This is a genomic window from Bradyrhizobium zhanjiangense (assembly GCF_004114935.1).
Lineage (GTDB): Bacteria > Pseudomonadota > Alphaproteobacteria > Rhizobiales > Xanthobacteraceae > Bradyrhizobium > Bradyrhizobium zhanjiangense.
Window position 1 is genome coordinate 440,863 of the sequence record NZ_CP022221.1, and the last position, 24,012, is coordinate 464,874.

General features: G+C 64.7%; 19 protein-coding genes, 1 tRNA gene and 1 riboswitch. Of the genes, 8 read left to right on the plus strand and 12 right to left on the minus strand.

Features of this window, described 5'->3' with window-relative positions:
• Window positions 1-6: 6 nt before the first annotated feature.
• The 4 genes from XH85_RS02150 to XH85_RS02165 all read left to right on the plus strand — a co-directional run bounded on the left by XH85_RS02150 (window position 7) and on the right by XH85_RS02165 (window position 3,607).
• A tRNA-Gly gene (locus XH85_RS02150) sits at window positions 7-81 on the plus strand.
• 76 nt (window positions 82-157) lie between these two features.
• On the plus strand, window positions 158-1,144 hold the full coding sequence (locus tag XH85_RS02155; RefSeq protein WP_164940045.1) for an NAD-dependent epimerase/dehydratase family protein: 987 nt from the start codon (window positions 158-160) through the stop codon (window positions 1,142-1,144).
• Window positions 1,145-1,527: 383 nt separating this feature from the next.
• Window positions 1,528-2,808 (plus strand): PQQ-dependent sugar dehydrogenase, encoded by a 1,281-nt coding sequence (locus XH85_RS02160; protein WP_128930536.1) that lies wholly within the window; start codon window positions 1,528-1,530, stop codon window positions 2,806-2,808.
• Window positions 2,809-3,013: 205 nt separating this feature from the next.
• Window positions 3,014-3,607, plus strand: coding sequence for a c-type cytochrome (locus XH85_RS02165; protein ID WP_128930537.1), 594 nt, complete (start codon window positions 3,014-3,016; stop codon window positions 3,605-3,607).
• Between the two features lie 207 nt (window positions 3,608-3,814).
• On the opposite strand, the gene panE is transcribed toward XH85_RS02165, so the two are convergent.
• From panE to XH85_RS02185, 4 genes are all read right to left on the minus strand, one after another.
• Window positions 3,815-4,738: a 2-dehydropantoate 2-reductase gene (gene panE, locus XH85_RS02170; RefSeq protein ID WP_128930538.1), complete on the minus strand. Its 924-nt coding sequence runs from the start codon at window positions 4,736-4,738 to the stop codon at window positions 3,815-3,817.
• 92 nt (window positions 4,739-4,830) lie between these two features.
• Entirely contained in the window at window positions 4,831-5,439 is a 609-nt protein-coding gene (locus XH85_RS02175; protein ID WP_128930539.1) for a 2-hydroxychromene-2-carboxylate isomerase, read from the minus strand.
• A gap of 96 nt (window positions 5,440-5,535) precedes the next feature.
• Window positions 5,536-6,885, minus strand: a complete 1,350-nt coding sequence (locus XH85_RS02180) for an MATE family efflux transporter (protein ID WP_245473362.1) — start codon at window positions 6,883-6,885, stop codon at window positions 5,536-5,538.
• Between the two features lie 84 nt (window positions 6,886-6,969).
• Window positions 6,970-7,554 (minus strand): DUF2239 family protein, encoded by a 585-nt coding sequence (locus tag XH85_RS02185; RefSeq protein WP_164940046.1) that lies wholly within the window; start codon window positions 7,552-7,554, stop codon window positions 6,970-6,972.
• Window positions 7,555-7,715: 161 nt separating this feature from the next.
• Between XH85_RS02185 and XH85_RS02190 the strand changes: the two genes are divergently transcribed.
• Complete coding sequence (locus XH85_RS02190) at window positions 7,716-8,381, plus strand: glutathione S-transferase family protein (RefSeq protein ID WP_036038860.1); 666 nt, start codon at window positions 7,716-7,718, stop codon at window positions 8,379-8,381.
• 76 nt (window positions 8,382-8,457) lie between these two features.
• Here XH85_RS02190 and ggt read toward each other — a convergent pair whose 3' ends face one another.
• Window positions 8,458-10,209, minus strand: a complete 1,752-nt coding sequence (ggt, locus tag XH85_RS02195; RefSeq protein WP_128930541.1) for a gamma-glutamyltransferase — start codon at window positions 10,207-10,209, stop codon at window positions 8,458-8,460.
• Window positions 10,210-10,310: 101 nt separating this feature from the next.
• Here ggt and XH85_RS02200 point away from each other — a divergent pair, with 101 nt between their 5' ends.
• Complete coding sequence (locus tag XH85_RS02200) at window positions 10,311-11,696, plus strand: MFS transporter (protein WP_128930542.1); 1,386 nt, start codon at window positions 10,311-10,313, stop codon at window positions 11,694-11,696.
• A gap of 123 nt (window positions 11,697-11,819) precedes the next feature.
• Here the strand turns inward: XH85_RS02200 and purH are convergent, their stop codons facing one another.
• The 3 genes from purH to XH85_RS02215 all read right to left on the minus strand — a co-directional run bounded on the left by purH (window position 11,820) and on the right by XH85_RS02215 (window position 16,802).
• Window positions 11,820-13,412, minus strand: coding sequence for a bifunctional phosphoribosylaminoimidazolecarboxamide formyltransferase/IMP cyclohydrolase (purH, locus tag XH85_RS02205; protein WP_128930543.1), 1,593 nt, complete (start codon window positions 13,410-13,412; stop codon window positions 11,820-11,822).
• A 25-nt stretch (window positions 13,413-13,437) separates the two neighbouring features.
• Window positions 13,438-13,519: riboswitch (ZMP/ZTP riboswitch) on the minus strand.
• Between the two features lie 59 nt (window positions 13,520-13,578).
• On the minus strand, window positions 13,579-15,297 hold the full coding sequence (locus tag XH85_RS02210; protein WP_164940048.1) for a heparinase II/III family protein: 1,719 nt from the start codon (window positions 15,295-15,297) through the stop codon (window positions 13,579-13,581).
• A 158-nt stretch (window positions 15,298-15,455) separates the two neighbouring features.
• Window positions 15,456-16,802, minus strand: coding sequence for an RsmB/NOP family class I SAM-dependent RNA methyltransferase (locus XH85_RS02215; protein ID WP_128930545.1), 1,347 nt, complete (start codon window positions 16,800-16,802; stop codon window positions 15,456-15,458).
• 189 nt (window positions 16,803-16,991) lie between these two features.
• Here XH85_RS02215 and XH85_RS02220 point away from each other — a divergent pair, with 189 nt between their 5' ends.
• On the plus strand, window positions 16,992-17,189 hold the full coding sequence (locus XH85_RS02220) for a DUF1674 domain-containing protein (protein ID WP_128930546.1): 198 nt from the start codon (window positions 16,992-16,994) through the stop codon (window positions 17,187-17,189).
• 31 nt (window positions 17,190-17,220) lie between these two features.
• On the opposite strand, the gene cysN is transcribed toward XH85_RS02220, so the two are convergent.
• The 4 genes from cysN to XH85_RS02240 form a co-directional block, all read right to left on the minus strand.
• Entirely contained in the window at window positions 17,221-19,116 is a 1,896-nt protein-coding gene (gene cysN, locus XH85_RS02225) for a sulfate adenylyltransferase subunit CysN (protein ID WP_128930547.1), read from the minus strand.
• Window positions 19,116-20,108 (minus strand): sulfate adenylyltransferase subunit CysD, encoded by a 993-nt coding sequence (cysD, locus tag XH85_RS02230; RefSeq protein ID WP_128930548.1) that lies wholly within the window; start codon window positions 20,106-20,108, stop codon window positions 19,116-19,118. The genes cysN and cysD overlap by 1 nt, the downstream gene beginning before the upstream one ends.
• The gene (locus XH85_RS02235; protein ID WP_128930549.1) at window positions 20,087-21,106 is read right to left on the minus strand and encodes a sulfotransferase family protein; all 1,020 of its coding nucleotides are present in this window, start codon (window positions 21,104-21,106) and stop codon (window positions 20,087-20,089) included. Before XH85_RS02235 ends, cysD begins: the two co-directional genes overlap by 22 nt.
• Before the next feature lie 156 nt (window positions 21,107-21,262).
• Entirely contained in the window at window positions 21,263-23,008 is a 1,746-nt protein-coding gene (locus XH85_RS02240) for a methyl-accepting chemotaxis protein (RefSeq protein WP_128930550.1), read from the minus strand.
• A gap of 306 nt (window positions 23,009-23,314) precedes the next feature.
• Between XH85_RS02240 and XH85_RS02245 the strand changes: the two genes are divergently transcribed.
• On the plus strand, window positions 23,315-23,905 hold the full coding sequence (locus XH85_RS02245) for a thermonuclease family protein (RefSeq protein WP_128930551.1): 591 nt from the start codon (window positions 23,315-23,317) through the stop codon (window positions 23,903-23,905).
• Window positions 23,906-24,012 lie beyond the last annotated feature (107 nt).

The window sequence follows — 24,012 nt, forward strand, 5'->3', positions numbered from 1 at the left end:
CAGGATGCGGGTGTAGCTCAGTGGTAGAGCACGACCTTGCCAAGGTCGGGGTCGAGGGTTCGAGCCCCTTCGCCCGCTCCAATTTTTCCCAGAGCATCCAGCCAAACCGGGTCGGGCCGTGGTTTTCCGCGCCGCTGGCGGCTGTATTGGGTTTTGCATGACAATTCTGGTCACGGGCAGCGCCGGTCATCTCGGGGAGGCCATCTTGCGGACACTCCGGGCGCGCGGCTCGTCCGCGCGCGGGATCGATCTGAAGCCATCGCCCTTCACCGATGCCGTCGGCTCCATCGTCGACCCAGCCTTCGTCCGGCGCCAGATGGACGGCGTCACTGCCGTGATCCACACCGCGACGCTGCACAAGCCGCATGTGGCGACTCACGGCAAGCAGGATTTCGTCGACACCAACGTCACCGGCACGCTCAATCTGCTCGAGGCGGCCGCGGCCGCCGGTGTGAGGAGCTTCGTCTTCACCAGCACCACCAGCGCGTTCGGCTCGCAGCTCAGGCCGGAGGCGGGACAGGCTGTCGTCTGGGTCAGCGAGGACCTGCCGCCGGTGCCAAAGAACATCTACGGCACGACCAAGCTGATGGCCGAAAACCTCTGCGAGCTGTTCTTTCGCGAGCGTGCCCTGCCGGTCGTCATCCTGCGGACCTCGCGCTTCTTTCCGGAAGCCGATGACGATCCCGAGATGCGGTCGGCTTACACAACCGAGAACGCGCAGGCCAACGAGCTGCTCTATCGCCGGCTGGATATCGCGGATGCGGTGAGCGCCCACCTGCTCGCCGCCGAGCGCGCGCCCAGAATCGGGTTTGCCCGCTACATCGTCTCGGCCACGAGCCCGTTTGAGCAACGCCATCTCGCGGCGCTCGCGCGCGATGCCGCCAATGTCGTGCGCGAGCTCTATCCGGATTGTGCGCAGCTCTATGCGGCGCGCGGCTGGCGCCTCTTCCCTGCGATCGACCGCGTCTATGTCAACGAACGCGCGCGGCGCGAGCTGGGCTGGCGGCCCGAATTCGACTTCGCGCATGTGCTGCGCAGCCTGCATGGTGACCGCGATTTTCGTAGCGCGCTGGCGCGCGAGATCGGGTCGAAAGGCTATCATGACACGGTGTTCGACGATGGGCCCTATCCCGTCGTTTCGTGAGCGCCGCGATTGCTATTTTGCTCGACGCTTCAAATGTCTGTCCGGTGTCACCGAGAACAACCCGGCCTGAGCCGTTCTACTGTGCATGGGGTTGTTTGCGCATTTTTTGTATGATCCGCCCCGCGAGCCGCCTGCAAACGATCCGCACGCCAACTTTATTCCGCGCTGCAGCGAGAGCGTTGTCGTCGCGCCGTTCGCCCCTCATTGACGTTCCGTCTCAATTTTTACGGCGCGCAATCGCGGTGCACGCGGCGCGCTTCTCGCCGTTCGCAGATGTGCTAACCTTTTTGCGTCTGTCGTCCTGACGGACCCAAAACTTCGCCTCTCGACTAGCAAAATAAAATAACGTGCAGCCCTGACGGCTGCCTTAGGGGAGTGACGCGATGAAATTCCATCAATCCGTCTTTCGATCCGTCGTGGCGCTTGCAGCGGTTGCCCTTCTCGCGGGGACCAGCGCTGGCAATGCGCAGCAGCAGGACAAGAACAGGGCGCTGAAGAAATACGAATCCGGCACCAAGGAGTTCTGGACCCATCCGCCGGATGACTGGTTTCTCGGCGACGAGACCGAGGCACAGAAGGGCCTGGCACCGCCCTCGGGTCCGCCGACCGGTGCGTCGGAGGCCGAGCTCGCGGCGATGATGAAGAAGATCAAGCTGCCGCCGGGCTTCAAGATCGAGGTTTACGCCCCCGGCGTGCTGGCCGCGCGGCAAATGGCCTGGGGTGACAAGGGCACGCTGTTCGTCGGCTCGTTCGGCCTCGGCAACGTCTATGCCATCAAGGACAACAACGGAAAGAAGGAGGTCAAGACCGTCCTCAAGGGGCTGAACATGCCCACCGGCCTCGCCTTCAAGGACGGCGCGCTCTACGTCATCGCCGTCGACAAGCTGATCCGCTACGACGACGCCGAAGCCAATCTCGACAAGCTCGGCGACGGCAAGGTCGTCTACGACGACATGCCGTCCTATGCCGCGCATGGCTGGAAATACATCTCGGTCGACAAGGATGGCTGGTTCTTCCTGCCGTTCGGGCCGCCCTTCAATATCGGCATGCCGCCGACCAGCGTCGCGCAGATCCGGCGCGTCGATCCCAAGACCGGCAATGCCGAGATCTGGGCGCTCGGCGTCCGCAACTCCGTCGGCGGCGACGTCGATCCGCGCACCGGCAAATACTGGTTCACCGAGAATGCCCGCGACTGGATCAGCGACGATCTGCCCTCAGACAAGCTGAACATGATCAACAAGATCGGCGAGCATTTCGGCTATCCCTATTGCCACCAGGGTAATTTGCCCGACGACAAGTTCGCGATGGGCCACAAGTGCTCCGAGTTCACGCCGCCGGTGCTGAATCTCGGCGCGCATGTCGCTCCGCTCGGCATGAAGTTCTATACCGGCGACCAATTCCCCGCCGAGTACAAGAACAATATCCTGATCGCCGAGCACGGCTCCTGGAATCGCCACAAGTATCAGGGCGCGCGCATCGTGCGCGTGATCGTCGGGCCCGACGGCAAGAACCCCAAGCAGGAGATCTTCGCCTCCGGCTGGCTCGAGGGCGACCAGGGCTATCTCGGCCGTCCCGCCGACATCGTTCTCGCCAAGGACGGCTCGATCCTCGTCGCCGACGACTGGGCCGGCGCGATCTATCGCATCAGCTACAGCAAGAAGTAGCGCGACGTAACGGAAGGCTGCGACCGGGCGACGGTCGCAGCCTCTTTCATTCTCAAAGTCTCATGCGTCGTTCCGGATTGTGCGCGACTTGCGCGCAAGTCCGGAACCCATACCCGCGAGCAGGTGTTATGGATTGTCCGATGCGCAATTGCGCATCATAGCTCGTGCCCCCGAATGACGAACTCGACGGAACGGAATTCCCATCATGCGCCGGAAGTTCATCTCGCACGCAATCAGCGCGGTTGCGCTCCTGACGCCCGGCGCCCTTCCAGTAGGCGCCGCCGATAATTCCGCGATCAAGGAGAAGGCGGCGGCCTGCGCCGGCTGTCACGGCGAGAACGGTATCTCGCAGACCGAGAACATTCCCTCGCTCGCCGGCCAGCCTGATCAATTCCTGCAATGGCAGCTGGTGTTCTTCCGTGCCGGCTCGCGCAAGAACGAGCAGATGCAGCCGATCGTCGAGGAGATCAACAACGAGGACATCCGCAATTTCGGCGCCTATTTTTCGCAGCTAATGCCGCCGAAGGGACCGGAGGACGGGAATCCGGACCTGTCGAAAAAGGGGGCGCAGGTGGCTGCCGGCCGCCGCTGCGCCTCATGCCATACGGACAGCTATGCCGGCACCAAGGCTGTGGCGCGGCTCGCGGGTCAACGCGAGGAATATCTGGTCAAGGCGCTGCACGACTATAAAGCGGGCCAGCGCGTCGGCGGCGGAGTCGCCGCGATGGCCGATGTCGCCTATCACATGAGCGATGAGGAAATCACCGCCGTCTCGCACTATCTTGCGCATCTGAAATAGCTGGGGCTGTTGCGGCAAACTCTGCCGTCGTCCCGGACAAGCGCGCCTCAAGCGCGCGCCGATCCGAGACCGATAGCCACAGGATCGCGTCTTGCGAAGACTCGTAGCTTCCGTCTCGCGCAATAACTACTTGCTGTGGTTATCGGTCCCGGATCAGCGCTCGCTATCGCTCGCTTGTCCGGGACGATAGCTGAGAGTGTAGCTGCCCTACCCCGCCCGCTGCTTCTCATACGCCTTCAGATGCGTATAGGCGATGCGCAGCTTCGGCACCGGCACCTTGGCAGCATCTCCGCGCGCGATGAGATCGCCGATGACGTGATCGGCTTCGACCGGCAGGCCTGCCTTGATGTCGCGGAACATGGATGCCGTCATCGGCGAGCCCTCGGTGGTCAGATTGCCCTTCACCCGCTCGAAGAATGGTCCGCCAGGTGCGTAGCCCGACGCAGCGGCGATCGCGCTGGTCTCGTCCAACATGCCGAGCAGAAAATCCCTGCCGCCGGGGGCGGCGAGAATGTTGCCGACGGAGGTGCGCATCAGGCTGGTGGACGCCGCGAGCGTCGAGAGGAACACCCACTTCTCCCACATGTCCTGCATGATGTTCTGGCTGGCGGAGGCGCCATTGATGCCGCTCTTGAAGGCCTCGTCGATCGCCTTGACGCGGTCCGACAGTTTGCCGTCGCGCTCGCCGTAACTGATCGATTGCATCGGCTGCAGCTGCACCACCTCGCGCTTCTCGTTCAGCGTCGCGGCGATGGCGCAGAGCCCGCCCAGCACGAGCCCGGCGCCGAATTTCTGGTCGAGGACGTCGAGATGCTTCATGCCGTTGAGCATGGGGATGATCACGGTGTTCGGCCCGACGGCGGCCGCGAACGACTTGATGGCGTCGTCGAGGTCGAACGCCTTGCAGCTGAGCAGAACGACGTCGAATTTTTCCGCGAGCTTGTCCGCTTGCACCGTCTTCGGATCCTTCAGCGTCACATCGCCGTTCGGGCTCTTGATGACGAGACCGGCGCTCGCGAGCTCGCTGGCGCGGCGCGGCCGGACCAGGAAGGTGACGTCGCGGCCGGCCTGCAACAGCCTGCCACCAAAATAGCCGCCGATGGCGCCGGCGCCGACGACGAGGATACGCATGAGGATTGTCCTTGTTGTTTCTTCTTTGCCGTCGTCCTGGCGAACGCCAGGACGACGCGAGGAGCTTGCCAGCTTTCAAAGCAATACGGAAATCACTTCCCCAGCACCATCTCCTCGACCTCGCGCAGCTGCTCCTTGCCGAAGAACATCTCATTGCCGACGAAGAAGGTCGGCGAGCCGAACGCGCCGCGCGCCACCGCCTCCTCGGTGTTTTTGATCAGTCTGCCTTTCACCTCGGGTTCCTGCGCGCGGGCGAACAGCCTTTGCGCATCGAGGCCGGATGACGCCAGCGCCTTCGCCGCGATCTCGGGATCGTCCATCTTCTTCGGCTCGCGCCACATGTGGTGGAAGGCCGCTTCGACATAGGCCTCGAACACGCCCTCGAGCTGCGCCGCGATCGCCGCGCGCATCAGGTTCAGCGTGTTGACGGGGAAGAACGGATTCATGACGTAGGGCTGCACCTTAAAGCGCTTGATGAAGCGCTCGGTCTCGATCGCGTGGAATTCACGCTTGTTCTTGATGCCGGCGAGCGTCTCGGCCGGCGACTTGTTGTTGGTCGCCTTAAAGATGCCGCCGAGCAGGATCGGCACATATTCGAACTTGACGCCGATGCGTTGCTCGATCGCCGGGATCGCCAGATGGCTGAGATAGGCGTTCGGGCTGCCGAAATCGAACAGGAATTGCGGGGCTGTGCGGGTCAAATTCGATCTCCCTGGCGGCGCTTTTCATCCATTTTGGCGTAGGCCGCGCCGCAGGTCCACCGTTTAATGATGGTCATAATACCTTGATGGCTCCCGTCAGATCAGACGCCGGATCGTCTGCTTGCGCCACACCAGAAGGTAATAGCCCATCTGCAAAACGAACATGGCGCAGAACACGATCGGATAGGCGGCCCATACGCCCTTAAGGCCGATCGTGCGGCTCAGGATCACTGCAGACGGCAGCTCGATCGCGACGATGGCGAAGATCGCCAGCAGCATCGGCGTCAAGGCGACACCGGCGGCGCGCATGGCGCCCGAAAACACCGTGGCGAGGCCAAACGGCACCGAGCTCCACAAGGCGATGTAAAGCAGTTCCTTCGCCAGATCGAGCACGGCGCCGTCGGTGATGAAGATGCCGAGCACGGCGCGCGGCACCAGGTAAATCAGCGCCACCAGCCCGCCGGTCAGCACGAGGTTGAACGCAAGGCCGGTGCTCAGGATGCCGTCGAGCCGCGCCCTGTCGCCGCCGCCGATCGCCTGCGCACCGAGGATCGAGACCGCGATCGAAATCGACATCGCGGTGAACTGGGTATAGCCCATCACCTGATTGACGGCGCCGTACGCGGCCGTGGCGTTTGAGCCGAAGCCGTTGACGAGCCCAAGCAGCACCAGCTCGGCAATCGCCATCACCACCATGCCAATTGCGCTTGGCAGTCCGATGCCGAGAATTTTTCCGAGCACGGCGCCGTTGAGCCGCAGATGACGCAGCAGTGCCGCGTCCGGTGCCAGCGCGTGCTTTTTCCGGAGCAGATAGACGGCCAGCACGTTCAGCGTCAGCGCGTTGGCAATCGCAGCTGACCATGCCGGACTGGTGATGCCCGCCGCCGGCAATCCGAAGGCGCCGCGGATCAGCAGCGGCGTCAGGATCAGGCCGATCGCGGTCGACAGCGCCAGCGCGAGGAGCGGCGTCACGGTGTCGCCGACACCGCGGATCATCGCTGTCATCAACAGGAAGACGAAGCCGAGCGGCATGGTCAGCAGCATGATGCGGGCATAGGCGCTGGCCTGGTCGAGTATATCAGCGGGCGTCGCAAGCATGACCATCAATTGCCGGCTGAAGATCCCGCCAGCGAGTGCAACCGTGGCCGAGAGCATTAGACCGATCGCGAGCGTCGTGCCGACGACGAGCTTGATCCGGCCATGCTCGCCCGCGCCAAAGGCCTGGCCGATCAGCACGGTGGCACCGGTGCTGAGGCCCATGACGAAGGCGAACAGGAAGAACATCACTGGGAAGAAGGCCGAGACCGCGGCGAGCGCGTCGATGCCGATCATCTGGCCGAGATAGACGTTGCTGACGGTGCCGAACAGCGATTGCAGCGCGTTGCTCAGCATCAAGGGTGCGAGGAAGCGAAGAAACGTCGTCGAGAGAGGCGCGGGTGCGGACATGGATTTGCCTTTCATCAGGGCGTGCGAAGCCGTTGCCGCGCGATGCGCGGCTCGGCCGTTTATGGGGTGAATGCTGCGCGCGCCTTAAGCGCGGTCGCTGTAGGCGAGCTTGACGATGTGATCGCGGATGTCAGTCGGCCAGTCGGCGATCAGCCCGGTGAAGCGCCGCCTGTCATCCGCGAACAGCGCGCGCGAGGCTTCCTCGAACTGCGGCAGGTTGCCGGCCATGGTCGACATGAAGTGATAAGCTGCATCGCGCGCCTTCCGCTCGCGGTCCTTGTCGCCGCTGGCGCGTCTGGCCTCGTCGACCAGCTTGCGTAGCGCGACCGAGGCGCCGCCGGCTTGCGCGTTGAGCCACTCCCAGTGCCGCGGCAGCAAAGTCACCTCGCGCGCGACCACACCGAGCTTCGGCCGGCCTCGACCGCGCGGCTCGCTCGGCGGTTCGCTGATTTCGGTCGGTGGCGGCGGCATGAGCTTGGCCAGCCGCGCCAGTACCTCGTGATCCTCGCCGCGCAGGTCGAAATCAATCGACCGCCCCGTCCCGTCGTCGAAAATGATGATCGGCTGGTCCGGCTGCGACCCCGCCCGCTTGACCGCGAGTGCGACGTCGCCCGCCGCTCCCGAGGCCAGCCGGCGCTGGCCGATGAAGGCTGTGAAGGTCGTTTGCATTGGAATCATTGCCAGATTGATCGCGTTGGCAATTTTAATACCCGGGTAAATTCCCGGCGTCAATATACCCGGGTGAAAATATCCGCACCGATGGCTCGACATTGCGTGCCCGGGCTGGCACCAACGGCGCAACCGACCAAGCCAAGCTGGGGACCTGCGCGATGCTGACCGTTCACCACCTCAACAATTCCCGCTCGCAGCGCGTGCTGTGGCTGCTCGAGGAGTTGGGCGTGCCCTACGAGATCGTGCGCTATCAGCGCCAGCCGGATATGCGCGCGCCGAAGGAGCTGCGCGCCATCCATCCGCTCGGCAAGTCGCCGGTCATCACCGACAACGGCAACACCATCGCCGAGTCTGGCGCGATCATCGAGTATCTCATCGCCACCTACGGCAATGGTCGGCTGATCCCGCCGCCGAACACGCCGGAACGTCTGCGCTACACCTATTGGCTGCACTACGCGGAAGGGTCGGCGATGCAGCCGCTGCTCTTGAAGCTGCTGTTCACGCTGATGCCGAAGCGCGCGCCGGCGCTGCTCCGCCCGCTGGTCCGCAAGGTCTGCAACCAGGCGCTGACCGCGCTGGTCAATCCGCAGCTCAAGCAGCACATGGACTACTGGGAAGGCGAGCTCGGCAAGAGCGAGTGGTTCGCGGGCAGCGAATTCACCGCCGCCGATATCCAGATGAGCTTTCCGCTGGAAGCAGCCCAAGCGCGCGGCGGGCTGGAGCAGGGCCACCCCAAGGCGATGGCGTTCCTGGAGCGCATCCACGCGCGGCCAGCGTATGCACGCGCGCTCGAAAAGGGCGGGCCATATCAGGTCGGGCGGTAAGGTACTTTCAGCGAGATCCCGGGTTCGGCTCTGCGAGCCGCCCAGCCCGCGCTGCCGTGCCATGCAAACGACGTGGTTACTGGCCCGCTGCTTCTGCGCCTCGCGTGCGTGGGTCTGGCGCGCCGAGTGGCCCGTTCCGAGTCACGAGAATTGAATTGGCCGATGTCTGTCCCATGGGCTCGACGATGAGATGGCCCATCGCCTTCAGCTCGGACAGGACATCGCCGGGAAAGCCGCTCTCGACGCGCACCTCGTCCGGTAGCCATTGGTGATGCAGCCGCGGTGTAGCAACGGCAGCAGCCACATCCATCTTGTAGTCGAGGACGTTCACGATGACCTGGAGCACGGTCGAGATGATGCGGCTGCCACCAGGCGAGCCCGTCACCAACACCGGCTTGCCGCCTCGCAGCACGATGGTCGGTGACATCGACGACAGCGGGCGTTTTCCAGGCCCAGGCAGATTGGCCTCAAAGCCGACGAGGCCATAGGCATTGGAAGCGCCCACCGCCGCGGTGAAGTCGTCGAGCTCGTTGTTGAGCAGCACGCCGGTGCCGTCGGCAACGAGACCGACGCCATAGCTGAAGTTCAGCGTATAGGTGTTGCTGACGGCGTTGCCGCGGCCGTCGACGACGGAAAAGTGCGTGGTGTTGCTGCCTTCGCGCGGCGCAGCAGCAGCGGAAACGAGCTCTTTCGAAGGCGTGGCGCGATCGGCGGAGATGCCTGCGCGCAGCTTGGCGGCGTAGTCCTTCGCGGTCAGCGTTTCGATCGGTGCGTTGACGAAGGCGGGATCGCCGAGATAGCGCGCACGGTCCGCATAGGCGCGCTTCATGGCCTCGATCAAGAGATGCAGCGATGCCGGCGATCCCTGCTTCAGATCGGCGAGCTGAAAGCCTTCGAGGATGTTGAGCGTCTCCACCAGCACCACGCCGCCGGACGAGGGCAGCGGCATCGAGACGATGTCGTAGCCGCGATAGCTGCCGCGCACCGGCGCACGGATCACCGCCTGATAGGCCTTCAGGTCGGCTGGCGTCATGATGCCACCGGCTTCAGAGACGGCCTTGGCCAGCTTTTCCGCAACTGGCCCCTCATAGAAGCCGCGCGACCCCTGTGCGGCGACGGCCGACAGCGTTGCGGCGAGATCGGCTTGCACCAGCCTGTCGCCCTCGCCAAGCGGCGCGCCGTCGGGACGCGAGAAGATTTTGGCCGAGGAAGGCCAGCGCGCCAGCCGCCGGTGCCAACTCGGCAGCGTATCGGCGATATCGTCGCTGACGACAAAGCCGTCGCGGGCGAGTGCGATCGCCGGCTCGAGCAGTTGCGCCAGCGTGAACTGGCCGGAGCCGTATTTTTCCAATGCGAGCGTGAGACCTGCGACGGTGCCGGGCACGCCGACGCCGAGCGCGGAATCGCGTGACTTGGTCGCGTCAGGCTTGCCATCCGGTCCGAGAAAGATCTGCGGCGTGGTCGCGGCCGGGGCGGTCTCGCGATAGTCGATCGTGATGTCTTCATTACGGTCGGCGGAATGGATCACCATGAAGCCGCCGCCGCCGACATTGCCGGCGCGCGGATAGGTCACGGCCATCGCAAAGCCGGTGGCGACCGCGGCATCGACGGCATTGCCGCCACGTCGCAGGATGTCGGCGCCGACCTGCGCGGATATCCTCTCCTGCGCCACCACCATGCCGTGCTCGGCAGCGACGGCACGCATTGTATCGCGCGCGGGCGGGACATAGCCCCGCCGCGCATCCTGAGCCGTCGCGGGGGCGAGACCGAGCGCCAAAGCGGCTATGACGGCGAAAAATGTCCGCCGCGTCGAATATGACGACATCATCAAAATTCCCGTTGCGCCCCCGGGCCAGTTCACACGCGTCACGGCAATGCTATACGGTTTGCCCCGAGAGAGGCAAAACTGTTCGTGATGAGGACCGCGTGATGACGACGATCGCCCCGGATGTGCGCATGGCCGGTGTGCCGCGGACCTATCCGCCGCGTGCCGCCGTCGTCAGCTGGATCTTCTTCGATTGGGCCGCGCAACCCTATTTCACGCTGATCACGACCTTCGTATTCGCGCCCTATTTCGCGACCGCCATCGCTCCAAATCCGGCTACCGGCCAATCGCTGTGGGGCTTTGCGATGGCGGCCGCGGGTCTTGCGATCGCGTTGTTGTCGCCTGTGCTCGGGGCGATCGCGGATGCTTCGGGCCGCAGGAAACCATGGATCGCAGGTTTCGGCACAGTGCTGGTGTTGGCGTCCTGCACGCTGTGGATCGGCAAGCCCGGTGAATACGCCATCATTCCGCCGCTGCTCACCGCCGTCGCGCTCGCCAGCGTCGGTGCGGAATTCGCCACCGTCTTCAACAACGCGATGATGCCGACCCTGGTGCCGCCAGAGCGCATCGGGCGGCTGTCCGGCACCGGCTGGGCAACAGGTTACATTGGCGGCATCGTCAGCCTGATCATCGTGCTCGGCCTGCTCGCCGCCAATCCCGAGACCGGCCGCACGCTGCTCGGCTTCACGCCGCTATTCGGGCTCGATCCCGTCACTCATCAGGGCGACCGTGCTGCCGGGCCGTTGACAGGGCTTTGGTTCATCATCTTCGTGACGCCAATGTTCCTGTTCACGCCGGATTATCCCGCGAAGCTTCCGGTGCGCGAGGCGCTGCGCGAAGGATTGTCGGAACTGAAGCAGTCGATCAAGAGTCTGCCGCACCAGAAATCGCTTGCGGCGTTCCTGCTCGCCAACATGATCTATACCGATGGTCTGGTGTCGCTGTTTGCGTTCGGCGGCATCTATGCCGCCGGCACCTTCGGCTGGCACACGATTCAAATCGGCACGTTCGGCATCATGCTCGCGATCGCCGGTGCGTTCGGCGCATGGTTTGGCGGCAAGCTCGACGATCATCTCGGGCCGAAGCGCGTGATCGCAGGCAGCCTGCTGATCCTGCTGCTGTCGGTGGCGGCGATCCTGCTGGTCGACAAGGACAGTGTGTTGTTCGTCAAGGTCGCGCCGCCCGAGCCGGGTGCGGCCCTGTTCTCGAGCGCCGCGGAGCGCGCCTATCTGGTGCTGGGCTGTCTCATCGGCGCCGCTGGCGGCCCGCTGCAAGCCGCTTCGCGCACGCTGCTGATCCGCCTCGCGCCGAAGGATCGCATCGCGCAGTACTTCGGCCTGTTCGCATTGACCGGGAAGGTGACGTCCTTCATCGGCCCGCTACTGATCGGCATGATCACCGCCGCGACGGCAAGCCAGAAAGCCGGCATGGCGGTGTTGGTGGTGTTTTTCGTCGCGGGACTAGCGCTGTTGATGCGGGTGCGGAAGTAGCCGCAGCTCGCCGTCATTCCGGGGCGCGCGGAGCGCGAGCCCGGAATCTATCGTGCAGCGTGTCATGCGGAGAAATGGATTCCGGGCTCGCGCCAAGTGGCGCGCCCCGGAATGACGGCGACCTTAATGCCTGAAGTGCCGCGTTCCCGTGAACACCATGGCGATGCCGTGCTCGTCGGCGGCCTTGATGACCTCGTCGTCTCGCATCGAGCCGCCGGGCTGCACCACCGCGGTGGCCCCGGCTTCGATGCAGGCGAGCATGCCGTCGGCGAACGGGAAGAACGCATCCGACGCCACCACCGAGCCCTTGGTGAGCGGCTCGGCAAGCTTCAGCTCATTGGCGGCATCCTGCGCCTTGCGCGCCGCGATCCGGGCCGAGTCCACCCGGCTCATCTGGCCCGCGCCGATGCCGACGGTGGCGAGATCCTTGGCGTAGATGATGGTGTTGGACTTGACGTGTTTTGCCACCCGGAATGCGAATTTCAGGTCGCGCATTTCGGCCTCGGTCGGCGCACGCTTGGTCACGACCTTGAAGGTCATGTCGTCGACCACGGCATTGTCGCGGCTCTGTACGAGCAGACCGCCGGCCACGGTCTTGGCGGTGAGGCCCGGCGCGCGCGGGTCGGGCAGGCTGCCGGCCAGCAGCAGGCGGAGGTTCTTCTTGCCGCCGATGATGGAGATCGCCTCTTCGCTGGCGTCGGGAGCGATGATCACCTCGGTGAAGATTTTTGTGATCTCGCGCGCGGTGTCGGCGTCGAGCGGACGGTTCATCGCGATGATGCCGCCGAACGCCGAGGTCGAATCGCAGGCCAGCGCCCTGCGATAGGCCTCGACGAGGTTCGCGCCCTCCGCGACGCCGCAGGGATTGGCGTGCTTGACGATGACGCAGGCCGCGGTGCGCTTGGCGTCGAACTCGCCGATGCACTCATAGGCCGCATCGGTGTCGTTGATGTTGTTGTAGGAGAGCTCCTTGCCCTGCAGCTGCCGTGCGGTTGAGACGCCCGGGCGCTTGTCGGGCGTCGCGTAGAACGCAGCGGTCTGGTGCGGGTTCTCGCCATAGCGCAGCGACTGGATCAGTCTGCCGCCGAAGGCGCGGAAATCCGGCGCGTCGATCTCGAGCTGCCGGTTGAACCAGTTCGAGATCGCAGCGTCATAGGCCGCAGTGCGGGCATAGGCCTTTGCCGCAAGGCGCCGGCGCAGCTTCAGCGTGGTTGAGCCGTTGTTGGCGGCGAGCTCGTCGAGCACGGCCTTGTAGTCGTCGGCCTCGACCACGACGGCGACGTCGTCATGGTTTTTCGCGGCGGCGCGGATCATCGCGGGGCCGCCGATGTCGATGTTCTCGATGCAATCCTCGAAACCGGCGCCTTTGTCGACAGTTGCTTCGAACGGATAGAGATTGACGACGAGGAGATCGATCGGCGCGATGCCGTGGGTCTTCATCGCAGACGCGTGCTCGGCGTTGTCGCGGATCGCGAGCAGGCCGCCATGCACTTTCGGATGCAGCGTCTTGACCCGGCCATCCATCATCTCGGGGAAGCCGGTGAGGTCGGAGACGTCCTTCACCTTGAGCCCGGCGGCGGCGATCGCCTTGGCGGTGCCGCCGGTCGAGACCAGCTCGACATCGTGCGCGGCAAGCGCCTTTGCGAACTCGATCAGGCCGGTCTTGTCGGAAACGGAGAGCAGAGCGCGGGTGACGCGGCGGGGATGGTCAGTCATGAGCAAGATCCTCTGTCTTAAGGAGTGTCTATGCCCAGGCGCGCGGCAGGCGTATCTCGCGCTTCCCGATGGTGCTCCATCCAAGGTCGCCAGTCGCGCGAGCGCGTGCTGGTTAGCAGTTTTCGGCGCCCTTCACAACGACCAGATAGGGCTGAAATACGGGCGTCTATAGCGGCAGTTCCGGCTCCCGCCGCGCATTTCTTCGGGCATTGGTCACCGCCGGCGAGGCAGTGGAACGGACAAAACTCCAGCGGATCGACGGGGCCTGCCGCGCATCCTGTCGGATCACGATCTGCGCGGTGCGGCGCGGCCCGTCATTGCCGGCCAGGAACACGCTGTCTTCGAGATCGACCTTGTCGTCCAATGCTTCAAAGGTCCAGACGTCGCGGTTCGGCAGCACCAGCATGACGCCGCGGGCATCCGACAGGCGGCTCGCCTTCACCGCCGGATGCAGATGGAAGCGCAGCGCGAAATCGGCATCCGCGCCCTTGAAGCGCCCGCCCTGCGGCGGCGACAGCGTATCCTCGCCGTCGATGCGAGCGCCGTCATTGGCGATCATCAGTACACGGCGGTGGATCGCGCCGAATTTAGAGAGATAGCCGTCATGCGAGGTCGTCAGCAGCGTGCCGTTCGGCACGATTTCACGATAGCTCTCGACCTCCACCGGGCCGCTGGTGACGGGCGCGCCGTGCAACAGCCGTTTCATCGCCGACATCTCCACGAACTGGCATGAGGAGGTGTCGTGATAGGCCAGTGTCGAATGTGCCACGGTGCCGCGGGCGAACGGCCGCCAATTGTCGCGGCCCGTGGTCGGCATGCCGCAATTGGTGACGATGCGGCTGATGCCGGAGGACAGTTCGAACGACAGGCAGCCGGCATGGGCGTCGTGGCTGACGCCGGCCGGCGGCGGCGGGCCGGTGTCGATGATCAGCGTGGTCTGGCCGGCATCGAGACGCTGGAAGCCGGTATGCGGCATGTTCGCCATCGGTGCGCCATGGGTGTCGTCATAGGCGAGCAGCGTCGCAAGCAGGTCGGATGGCGTCGCGCTCATGCCGTTGAACAGCGCAAAATTGCCGTCACCGTGACGGAAGAAGCGCAGCATCGGCATCATACGGTCGATCGCGTTGAGCAGCGCCGGCGGCGGCGCGATGTTGCGCGCCGCGAAGGTCTGCCGTAGCGGCAACAGGTCGATCAGGAGGTCGATCAGGGCGCCCGGGTTGCGGGAGATGTGTCCACCATCGGGCAGGATCTGCCGCTGCAATTCGTCGGAGAGCTTTTTCGAGGTGCTGCGGATGTGGCGCGCCTGGTTGGCGAGGCACAGCGCCGCATAGCACAGCGCGATCAGCACCTGGAGCTTCGGCACCCCGTCGGGAATGTCGAGCATGGTGTAGCGCAGCAAGCGGATCTCGCGTGCGAGGGCGCGCAGGTAGCGGCGGTAGAACTTGTTGTCGGTGTCATTGAGCACCAGCGGCGCCTGCGACAACAGCGAGATCACGCGCCGTGACAGCACGTCGGCGCGCCGCGCGACCTGGCGGCGCTTGTTGGCTGGATTCGAGATCCAGTCCTCGACCAGCGCGCGCGCGTTCGCCCGCGTCAGCGCGGTGTCGGCGGCACGTAAGTGCCGCAGCCAGCCGAAGCCAAGCAGCGCGACCTCCCAATCCTCGGACGGCGGTTCGAGATCGAAGATCGAGCGTCCGTGGCAATTGACGATCTTGCCGGCGAAGACGAAGCGGCCGGCATAGATCTCGGCGGCGCGGGTCGCATCCGCGGTGCGCAGGTCATGCGGCGCGATGATGAGCCGGTCGGTCCGGCTGGGCCAGACCCGCGACATCGCCACCGGCCCGCCGCTCGCACGCGCGAGCATGTTCCGCGCGAAGCGGTTCATCACCAGCGTCGAGATACGTCTGCGTTGAGCGACCGACACGCCTTGCCTTGAAGGGGAGAGGAGGATTCCGACGAATCCTTATTAATCCCAAAATCGGACGGCTGACACCACCTTGAACGGCGCGAATCAGCATCGAGGTTGCAAAATCCAGTGCAAAATCAGGATTTAACAAGCCGGGCCGCGTAAAATCCGTCGAGCCCACCAAGCTTGGGATCGGCATTCGGCAGATGGCTCGGTAGGGTGCGCAGATCGCCTTCCGCGGTGAGGATTTCGTCGAGACCTGCGACCTCCGACGCCTCGATCGGGACACGGCGAAGCGCGGGCTCTGCGGCCAGCAGCGCGGCGATGGCCTGCTCGCCCTCTTCGGGTTCCAACGAACAGGTGCAGTAGATCAGCGTCCCGCCGGATTTGAGCAGCGACAGCGATTTGCGCAGCAGCCGCTGCTGGAGCGCGGTCAGGGCGGCGATGTCGGATTCCTGCCGGAGCCATGCCACATCGGGATGACGGCGGATCGTGCCAGTCGAGGTGCAGGGCGCATCGATCAAGACGCCGTCGAAGGCCTCGGTGGGGCCGGCCCATTCCACGGCGTCAGCGACGACAGTCTCGGCCTGCAGCGACAACCGCCCGAGGTTTTCGCGCAGCCGCGCCACGCGGGCGGGCGAGCGGTCGATGGCCGTGACATGGGCGCCGGCAAGTGCCAGCTGCGCGGTCTTGCCGCCCGGGGCGGCGCAGAGATCGGCGATGGACTTGCCCTTGATGTCGCCGAACAGCCGGGCCGGCAGCGCAGCGGCGGCGTCCTGCACCCACCATTGTCCCTCGGCAAAGCCTGGCAGCATGGTCACCGAGCCATGCAGCAGCATCCGCACCGTCCCGGTCGGCAGCGTCTCGCCATGCAGGCGGCTTGCCCATTGCGCGGCATCCGACTTCACGGTCAGATCGAGCGACGGTTCGTGGCCGAGCGCGAGCGCCATGTCTCTTGCGGTCGCCTCACCATAATGTGCGCTCCAGCGCGCCAGCAGCCAAGGCGGCAGATCCAGCGATTGCGTGGCAACTTCCTCGACCAGGGCCTTGCCCTCGCGCGCGCAGCGGCGCAGCACGGCATTGACGAGGCCGGCATAGCGCGCAGCGCGCCGGTCGGACTGCACGAGGCGAACGGAGAGATCGACGGCGGCGTGATCGGGCACGTCCATCCAGAGGATCTGCGCGGCGCCGATCAACAGCGCGCTCTGCGCACGCGGTGCATCGGAGGGAATGCCCTTGTCGAGCAGCCGGGACAGCACATGACCGAGCGTGCCGAGCCGGCGCAGCACGGTGGCGACCAGGCGCCGCATCAGCGCGCGGTCGCGGTCGGCCAGCGTCTTCAGTCCGGGATGGGCGCCGCCGCCGTCGAGTTGGTCGTCAAGCGTGCGGTGCTTGTGCAGGACGCCGTCGACGATGTCGGCGGCAATCCGCCGCGCCGCAAGACCGGGCACTTCGGACGGAGGAACGAAACGTTGAGATGGCATGCGGAAGCAAGGTTCTGAGCGAGCGGCAGTTCCGCCGCGATGGGCGCATGCCTTAACCAGCTCATCTTTGGCACGCGAATATGCCAAATGTAAGAATCGCTTCCGGCTTTTTCAGCCCTTTGGGCCCGATTTCAGGAATGCGTTATTGGACGTCGCGCCGCGGGCCGTCCTGCGCTAATAAGCCGGACCATGAGTGACCAGCCTCCCGTTCCCGATCGTAAGCCGCTGCCGCCCGCAGCCCAGCGTGCGCTGGCTGAAGCCGAGGTGCGGCGGCAAGCCGCGGCGGCCGAAGCCAAGGCGCGGCCGAAGGAGCTTCAGGGACCGAAGGGACCGGAGCCCACCCGCTATGGCGATTGGGAAAGCAAGGGCATCGCCTCCGACTTCTGATGCCTGCGAAGCTCCGCGCTGGTGCACGCCGCTATAGATAGTGATTGTCTCTGAGATAGCGGATGATGCGTTCGCAGGCCGCCTCGCTGGACAGTTCCGAGGTGTCGATGCTGATCTCCGGCGCTTGCGGTGCCTCGTAGGGATCATCGATCCCGGTGAAGCCTGTCAGCTCGCCCGCGCGCGCTTTGCGATAGAGGCCCTTGGGGTCGCGACGCTCGCATTCGGCAAGCGGCGTCGCGACATGGATCTCGATGAACTCGTTCGTCTCGACCCGCTGCCGCGCCAGTGCGCGCTCGCTACGGAACGGCGAAATCAGCGCGACCAGCGCGATCATGCCGGCATCGACGAACAGCGCCGCGATCTCCGCGACACGCCGGACGTTTTCCATTCTCTCCGCGCTGGAAAAGCCGAGATCGCGATTGATGCCGTGGCGGAGATTGTCGCCGTCGAGCAGCGCGGCGTGGCGTCCGAGCTCGGCAAGGCGCCGGTCGACGAGATCTGCGATCGTCGATTTGCCGGCTCCACTGAAGCCCGTGAACCAGAGCACGCAGGGCCGCTGCTGCTTGAGCCGCGCACGCACCGACTTGTCGACTGCGAGTCGATGGCGGTGAATGTTGGTTGCGCGGCTCAGCGAGAGATCGATCATCCCGGCGGCAGCCGTGCGATGGCTGATCGGATCGATGAGGATGAAGCTGCCCATGTCGCGGTCGTCGCGATAGGCCTCGAATACCAGCGGGCGGTCGAGGCGGAGATGGACCTGGCCGATCTGGTTGGCATCGAGCGTCGTGCCGCTTTCCTGCGCCATGGTGTCGATTGAGATGCGGTGCTCGAGCGACGTGATCACCGCGCCGATCGAAGCCGTGCCGCATTTGAGAACGTAGCGCCGGCTCGCGACCATGGCCTGGTCATCGAACCAGACGAGATGGGCCGCCAGTTGGTCCGAGATCTGTGGTGTGGACCCCGCTGTCAGCACGTCACCGCGACTGACGTCGATCTCGTCCGTCAATGTGAGCGTCACCGATTCGCCCGCCGCAGCCCGATCGCGCTCGCCGCCGGGCGTGAGAATGCGCGCGACCTGGGTTTGACGGCCCGAGGGCTGCACGGCAACGGCGTCGCCGGCCCGGATCGTTCCGCTGGCGATTCGGCCGCAGAAGCCGCGAAAATCCGCATGCGGCCGGTTGACCCATTGCACCGGCAGCCGGAACGGCCGCTGCGAGATGTCGCCGGACACGTCCACCGATTCCAGATAGGCCGTGACGGTCGGCCCGCTGTACCAGGGCATCCGCGTGCTCGCGGCGACGATGTTGTCGCCGTCGGGCGCCACCACCGGGATGCATTGGACCTGGGAAATGCCGAGCTGCCCGGCCAGCGTCAGATATTCGGCGGTGATGGCCGCGAAGCGACCGCCGTCGAATCCGATCAGATCCATCTTGTTCACGGCGAGGACGACGTGGCGGACGCCGAGCAGCGACAGGATGTGGCTATGACGCCGCGTCTGCGAGATCACGCCCTTGCGCGCGTCGACCAGAACCACGGCGAGATCGGCGTTGGAGGCTCCGGTCGCCATGTTGCGGGTATATTGCGCATGTCCCGGCGTGTCGGCGACGATGAAGCGGCGCAACGGCGTGGCGAAGAACCGGTAGGCGACGTCGATCGTGATGCCCTGCTCGCGCTCGGCCTGCAAGCCATCGACCAGCAGCGCGAAATCGAGATCGCCGCCGGTCGTGCCAACGGTCCGGCTCTCGGAGGCGAGCGCGTCGAGCTGATCGTCGAGCAGCGTCTTGGAATCGTAGAGCAGGCGGCCGACCAGCGTGCTCTTGCCGTCATCGACGCTGCCGCAGGTGACGAAGCGCAGCGTCGGGCGGTCGTCCTGATCCAGCCGCGGGGCATCGGAGGCGGCGATCGCGGGGGCCTCGTGATAGGACATCAGAAGTAGCCTTCCGCTTTCTTGCGCTCCATCGATGCGGGACTGTCCCGGTCGATCATGCGACCCTGCCGCTCGGAGGTGCGCGAGGCCATCATCTCCCGAACGATCTCCGGCAGGGTCGCCGCCGTCGAGGTCGTCGCGCCGGTGAGGGGATAGCAGCCGAGCGTGCGAAACCTGACGGAGCGCCAGCGCGGCTCCTCGTTCGAACGCAGCGGCATCCGTTCGTCATCCACCATGATCAGCGCACCGTCGCGCTCGACCACCGGACGCGGCGCCGCCAGATAGAGTGGAACGATCGGGATGTCCTCCAGCAGGATGTAGTCCCAGACGTCGAGCTCGGTCCAGTTCGACAGCGGAAACACCCTCATGCTCTCGCCCGGCGCGAGCATCGTGTTGTACAGGCTCCACAGCTCTGGCCGCTGGTTCTTCGGGTCCCAGCGATGCGCCGCACTGCGATGCGAGAAGATGCGCTCCTTGGCGCGCGACTTCTCCTCGTCGCGCCGCGCTCCTCCAATCGCGGCGTCGAAGCCGTGGAGGTCCAGCGCCTGTCGGAGCGCCTGCGTCTTCATGACGTCGGTGTAACGGGCCGAGCCGTGGGTGAAGGGGTCAATGCCCTGGCTCAATCCGTCATTGTTGGTGTGGACGATCAGATCGAGGCCAAGCTCGCGCGCGCGCATGTCGCGAAATGCGATCATCTCCCGGAACTTCCACGTCGTGTCGACATGCAGCATGGGAAACGGCGGCCTGCCGGGATGAAACGCCTTCATCGCCAGATGCAACAGCACCGAAGAGTCTTTCCCGATCGAATACAGCATGACCGGCTTGCGGAACTCGGCCGCCGTCTCCCGCAGGATGTGGATGCTTTCTGCCTCCAGGCGCCGCAGGTGGCTGGCAGTCGCGCGGCTCGGCTTGTCGTCAACCGTTCCAGGAAAGGCTGGCTCGGCGGTCGCGGGAACGTCGAGCATGGTGATCACGCGGCCGTAGCGAGCCATTCGCCGAACAGGTGCGCCGACGTCGCTGCATTCAGGTCGAGATCGCGAACGCATGCCGCAACCGAGGCGCGATAGGCATCGTTGACGCCGCAGCGCTCCAAGACGTCCAGCTGGGCCTGGCTCAGCGAGGTCGTTACGCGGCGCTGGTAGCGATAGGCGCTATCCGAGGTGTGCAGATTGGGCACCTTGTAGATCGCCGCTTCGCTCGGGAAGATGACGCGCGCGTTGTTCGCCTGCTCCTGACCCGGCTCCCGCCATGAGGTCACGGCATTTTCGGTAAAGCTGCCCGAAATGCCGAGGCGGTCGAACAGGACTCGAACCGACGATACCGCCTCCTTGCTCACCTCGTAGACGTAATGCGTGACCGGAACGCCCTGTTGCCTGGCGTAGCTTGCGACCCGGACTGCGCTGAGTGCGGCGACGACATAGTGCGCCAACAGCGTACTTTCAGGAGCGCGCGAGATCAGCTTCTCGAGCCAGGACGCCAGCGCGCTGGCCGGCTCGCGGTCGAGCGCGATGAGGTGCAGCCGGTGCCGCGGATAGCCTGCCTCGATCAGCAGCTTGAGTGGATTGAACAGGCTCTCGGCGAGCACGTAGGGCCCGATCGTCTCCTTGCTGAAGATATTCGGCTCATCGGCCGCCGACGGCACGATCCACGGTGTCAGCGCCTTGCCGACGAGCGAATCGCGCAGCATGGCCTTCAGCGGTTGATAATACGAGGGCATCCCGGTCATGCCGAACAAATTGCTCAGGGCCGTCGATCCGACCCGCGCCTTGCCGCATGCAAAATAAAGCATGGGAAAATCCTGCGCCGGGCGATGCCGAAAGCTCTCGGCAAGACATTCCGTCACTTCGCGCATCAGCGTTTCGAGCGTGACTGTCCGGGTCTGGAATCCATCCACCGGCGAAAGCAGCGTGGTGTCGAGGGAATTATGTTGCTGACGCACCAGATCGGCGATTCGTTCGAGCGAATCGTGTGAAGTCACGTCGATGTTCATGTTGGGGGACTCGCTGAACAGGCTCCGCAAGCGAGTTGCTTACGGTTTCATGTTCAACCTATCGTTGCTCACGATGTCGGTCAAACCCGGGAAATCCCGGGGGTGTCATGAATGTCCGGCGAGCACAGAAACTGTGCTCGCCGCTTCGTTGCCGATCTAGGCGGCGCGCACAGTATTGAGGAATTTCTCGACCTCTGCCTTCAACAGACCGCTTTCGGTGGACAGCGAGCGCGCCGATGCGAGCACCTGTCCGGATGCCGCGCCGGTGGCGCTCGCACCGTGACTGACCTGCGCGATCTTGTCTGCGACCTCGACCGTGCCCTTGGCCGCTTCGCTGACGTTGCGCGCGATCTCCGATGTCGCGGCTCCCTGCTCCTCGATGGTCGCGGCGATGGTGGTCGAGATGTCCGAGATCCTGGCGATGGTCGCGCCGATCTCCTTGATCGCGCCGACGGAATCTTCCGTCGCTGCCTGCATGCCGGCGATCTGCGTGCCGATTTCCTCGGTCGCTCGCGCGGTCTGGGCGGCGAGCGCCTTGACCTCGCTCGCTACCACGGCAAATCCGCGGCCGGATTCACCGGCGCGGGCCGCTTCGATCGTGGCGTTCAGCGCCAGGAGGTTGGTCTGTTCGGCAATCGCAGTGATCAGCTTGACGACGTCGCCGATCCGGCCCGCGGCCTTGAGCAGTTCATTGATGCGGATGTCGGTGCGCTCGGCCTGCTTCACCGCTTCGCCGGCGATACGGCTGGAATCGTGGACCTGACGGCTGATCTCGACCACCGACGTGCTCATCTCTTCGGCGGCCGACGCCACGGCGCCGACATTGGTGGATGCCTCCTCGGAGGCCGCTGCCACCATTCCGGAGAGCTGCTGGGTCTCTTCCGCGGTGCCCGACAACGTGCCGGCGGCGGATTCGAGCTGCTGGGAAGCGGCGGACACCGAATTGATGATGCTGCCGACCGTTGCTTCGAATGCGCCGGCGAGCCGGATCATCTCTTCCTTGCGCTGCGCGGCCGCAGCGGCTTCCTGCTGCTTCTGCTCGGCTTCCATCTGCTCGATGCGGATCAGGTTGTCCTTGAAGGTCTGCGCCGCGCGCGCGTTGTCGCCCACTTCGTCGCCGCGCGCCGTATAGGGGATCTCGACAGCCTTGTTGCCGCCGGCGAGTTGCAGGAGCACATCGCCGATGCGCCGGATCGGTCGGGCGATGCTCGACACCGAAAAGACCGCGGAGCCGATCAGCATCAGCATCACGAACACGCCGACGATGATCGCGAAGTTGGCGACGCGCTCCAGTTCGACCAGCAATTCGCCTTTGCGTCGCGCTGCGAATTCGTTGGCGACGCCCACCAGATCGTCGACGCGTTTGCCGACCTCCTTGGCTGCCGGGCGCATCCGTTCTGCGAGAATGCCCGCCTTTGCTGTCTCGGCTATGGACTTGGCGCCGCCGGCGGGAGCATTGATGACGGCCTTCTGCGCCGCCGCCAGCTCGACGGCACTGGCAAGATAAGTATCCACGAACTTCCTCGCCTCGCGATAGGCATCCTGCGTGACCTTCCGCGTCGCCCGCTCCCTTGCGGCGTCGATTTCCGTACCGGCCTCGGTTGCATGGTTGCGGAGAGTTTCGAGGAGCTTGTCGACCTCGCCGACCGACGGCGCGGAACCGAGCTCGAGGGCGGCGAGCTGCGCGCGCGCCATCGCCGTCTGTGCCGCCTGCGCATTGCCTTTGTTGAGGTAATTGATGATGACGAGCCGGTTGGACTCCGCGATCGACTGGTTGCCGAGCATCTGGTTGGTCAGGATACCGCCGACCAGCAGAACGTTGATGCCCGTGACGATGCCGAGCTTTGTTCCAATGCGAAGCTTGAATAATCCCACCGCTCTCTCCTCAATTCCGTCCCGCATCAGGTATGTGCAACCAAAGATTGAGATTTGGGTAATATTCACCGATGGCCGTAGAAGTACGGCCGATGCGCCGCAGGCGCCCGCCCGGCAGAACCATGAAGTGGCGGTATCTCGGGATGCAGACCGCGCTATGATCGTGCGAGGACCACGGCGCACGGAAACAGGTCCGAGCCGGGACTCAATGCGACCACGCAGGCGCTAAACGGAATGTGAAGATCGCTCTCCGTGCAACTACAGGCAGTAACCCCTAGAAAGCGTTTGGAACGCGGCTTGCCGGTTCTGCCGACTCAGCTCTAGCGTCAGACAATGCATTCCCGCGATCGTCTCAATCCGTATCGGTCATCGTTCAGCGGCTCTCCGTTCCACCGCCGATTCTCCGGGCTGTTGCCCTGGATGTTCGTGGTCGGCGTCGTGACGGCTGTCGTGCTTGTCTTCCGACACGGCACGAACTGGCCCGTCCCGCATGGGGCCGACGGCCAGTCGCAGGCGACCGACATCGTCCTCCAGCAGGCCGGAGATGCCGGCGCTCGCCAACCGGTCGAGGTGATCCGCACTGTCGATGGCGACACTTTTCTTGCGCGCGTGCGTCAGCGCAATGGCGGTCATCTCGTCGTGCGGGTTCGCCTGCGCGGCATCGATGCACCTGAACTGAAGGCATCCTGCCAGGATGAGCTGAACAAGGCTGAAGCCGCCACCGACGCGCTGCGCAATCTGCTCGGCCAGGGGGATGTGACGATCTCCAATCTCGGGCCCGACAAATACGGACGCATTCTTGCTGATGTCGCGACCCGGCGCACCGCCAACGTCTCGGCCACGCTGCTCGCGGGCGGTTACGTGCGCAGTTACAATGGCGGCCATCGCGACGGCTGGTGTGCGCGCAGCTGGCGTTTCTGGTAATAAAAAAGCCGCGTCGCTAAAGCATGATCCGGACCCGAAGGGCCGCGTTCGCGCAAAGTGTGTAGCGGTTTTCCGAAAAGATCATGCTCAAACAAGAGCCTAAAGCA

What these genes read in the sequence shown, in the direction of transcription:
- XH85_RS02215 (WP_128930545.1), bottom strand. Translation starts at nt 16,802, where the DNA reads ATGCCATCTCAACGTTTCGTTCCTCCGTCCGAAGTGCCCGGTCTTGCG.
- XH85_RS02160 (WP_128930536.1), top strand. Translation starts at nt 1,528, where the DNA reads ATGAAATTCCATCAATCCGTCTTTCGATCCGTCGTGGCGCTTGCAGCG.
- cysN (WP_128930547.1), bottom strand. Translation starts at nt 19,116, where the DNA reads ATGTCCTATCACGAGGCCCCCGCGATCGCCGCCTCCGATGCCCCGCGG.
- panE (WP_128930538.1), bottom strand. Translation starts at nt 4,738, where the DNA reads ATGCGTATCCTCGTCGTCGGCGCCGGCGCCATCGGCGGCTATTTTGGT.
- XH85_RS02235 (WP_128930549.1), bottom strand. Translation starts at nt 21,106, where the DNA reads ATGAACATCGACGTGACTTCACACGATTCGCTCGAACGAATCGCCGAT.
- ggt (WP_128930541.1), bottom strand. Translation starts at nt 10,209, where the DNA reads ATGATGTCGTCATATTCGACGCGGCGGACATTTTTCGCCGTCATAGCC.
- XH85_RS02190 (WP_036038860.1), top strand. Translation starts at nt 7,716, where the DNA reads ATGCTGACCGTTCACCACCTCAACAATTCCCGCTCGCAGCGCGTGCTG.
- cysD (WP_128930548.1), bottom strand. Translation starts at nt 20,108, where the DNA reads ATGGCTCGCTACGGCCGCGTGATCACCATGCTCGACGTTCCCGCGACC.
- XH85_RS02240 (WP_128930550.1), bottom strand. Translation starts at nt 23,008, where the DNA reads ATGCGGGACGGAATTGAGGAGAGAGCGGTGGGATTATTCAAGCTTCGC.
- XH85_RS02165 (WP_128930537.1), top strand. Translation starts at nt 3,014, where the DNA reads ATGCGCCGGAAGTTCATCTCGCACGCAATCAGCGCGGTTGCGCTCCTG.
- XH85_RS02180 (WP_245473362.1), bottom strand. Translation starts at nt 6,885, where the DNA reads ATGTCCGCACCCGCGCCTCTCTCGACGACGTTTCTTCGCTTCCTCGCA.
- XH85_RS02210 (WP_164940048.1), bottom strand. Translation starts at nt 15,297, where the DNA reads ATGAACCGCTTCGCGCGGAACATGCTCGCGCGTGCGAGCGGCGGGCCG.
- XH85_RS02185 (WP_164940046.1), bottom strand. Translation starts at nt 7,554, where the DNA reads ATGCAAACGACCTTCACAGCCTTCATCGGCCAGCGCCGGCTGGCCTCG.
- XH85_RS02200 (WP_128930542.1), top strand. Translation starts at nt 10,311, where the DNA reads ATGACGACGATCGCCCCGGATGTGCGCATGGCCGGTGTGCCGCGGACC.
- XH85_RS02155 (WP_164940045.1), top strand. Translation starts at nt 158, where the DNA reads ATGACAATTCTGGTCACGGGCAGCGCCGGTCATCTCGGGGAGGCCATC.
- XH85_RS02245 (WP_128930551.1), top strand. Translation starts at nt 23,315, where the DNA reads ATGCATTCCCGCGATCGTCTCAATCCGTATCGGTCATCGTTCAGCGGC.
- XH85_RS02220 (WP_128930546.1), top strand. Translation starts at nt 16,992, where the DNA reads ATGAGTGACCAGCCTCCCGTTCCCGATCGTAAGCCGCTGCCGCCCGCA.
- purH (WP_128930543.1), bottom strand. Translation starts at nt 13,412, where the DNA reads ATGACTGACCATCCCCGCCGCGTCACCCGCGCTCTGCTCTCCGTTTCC.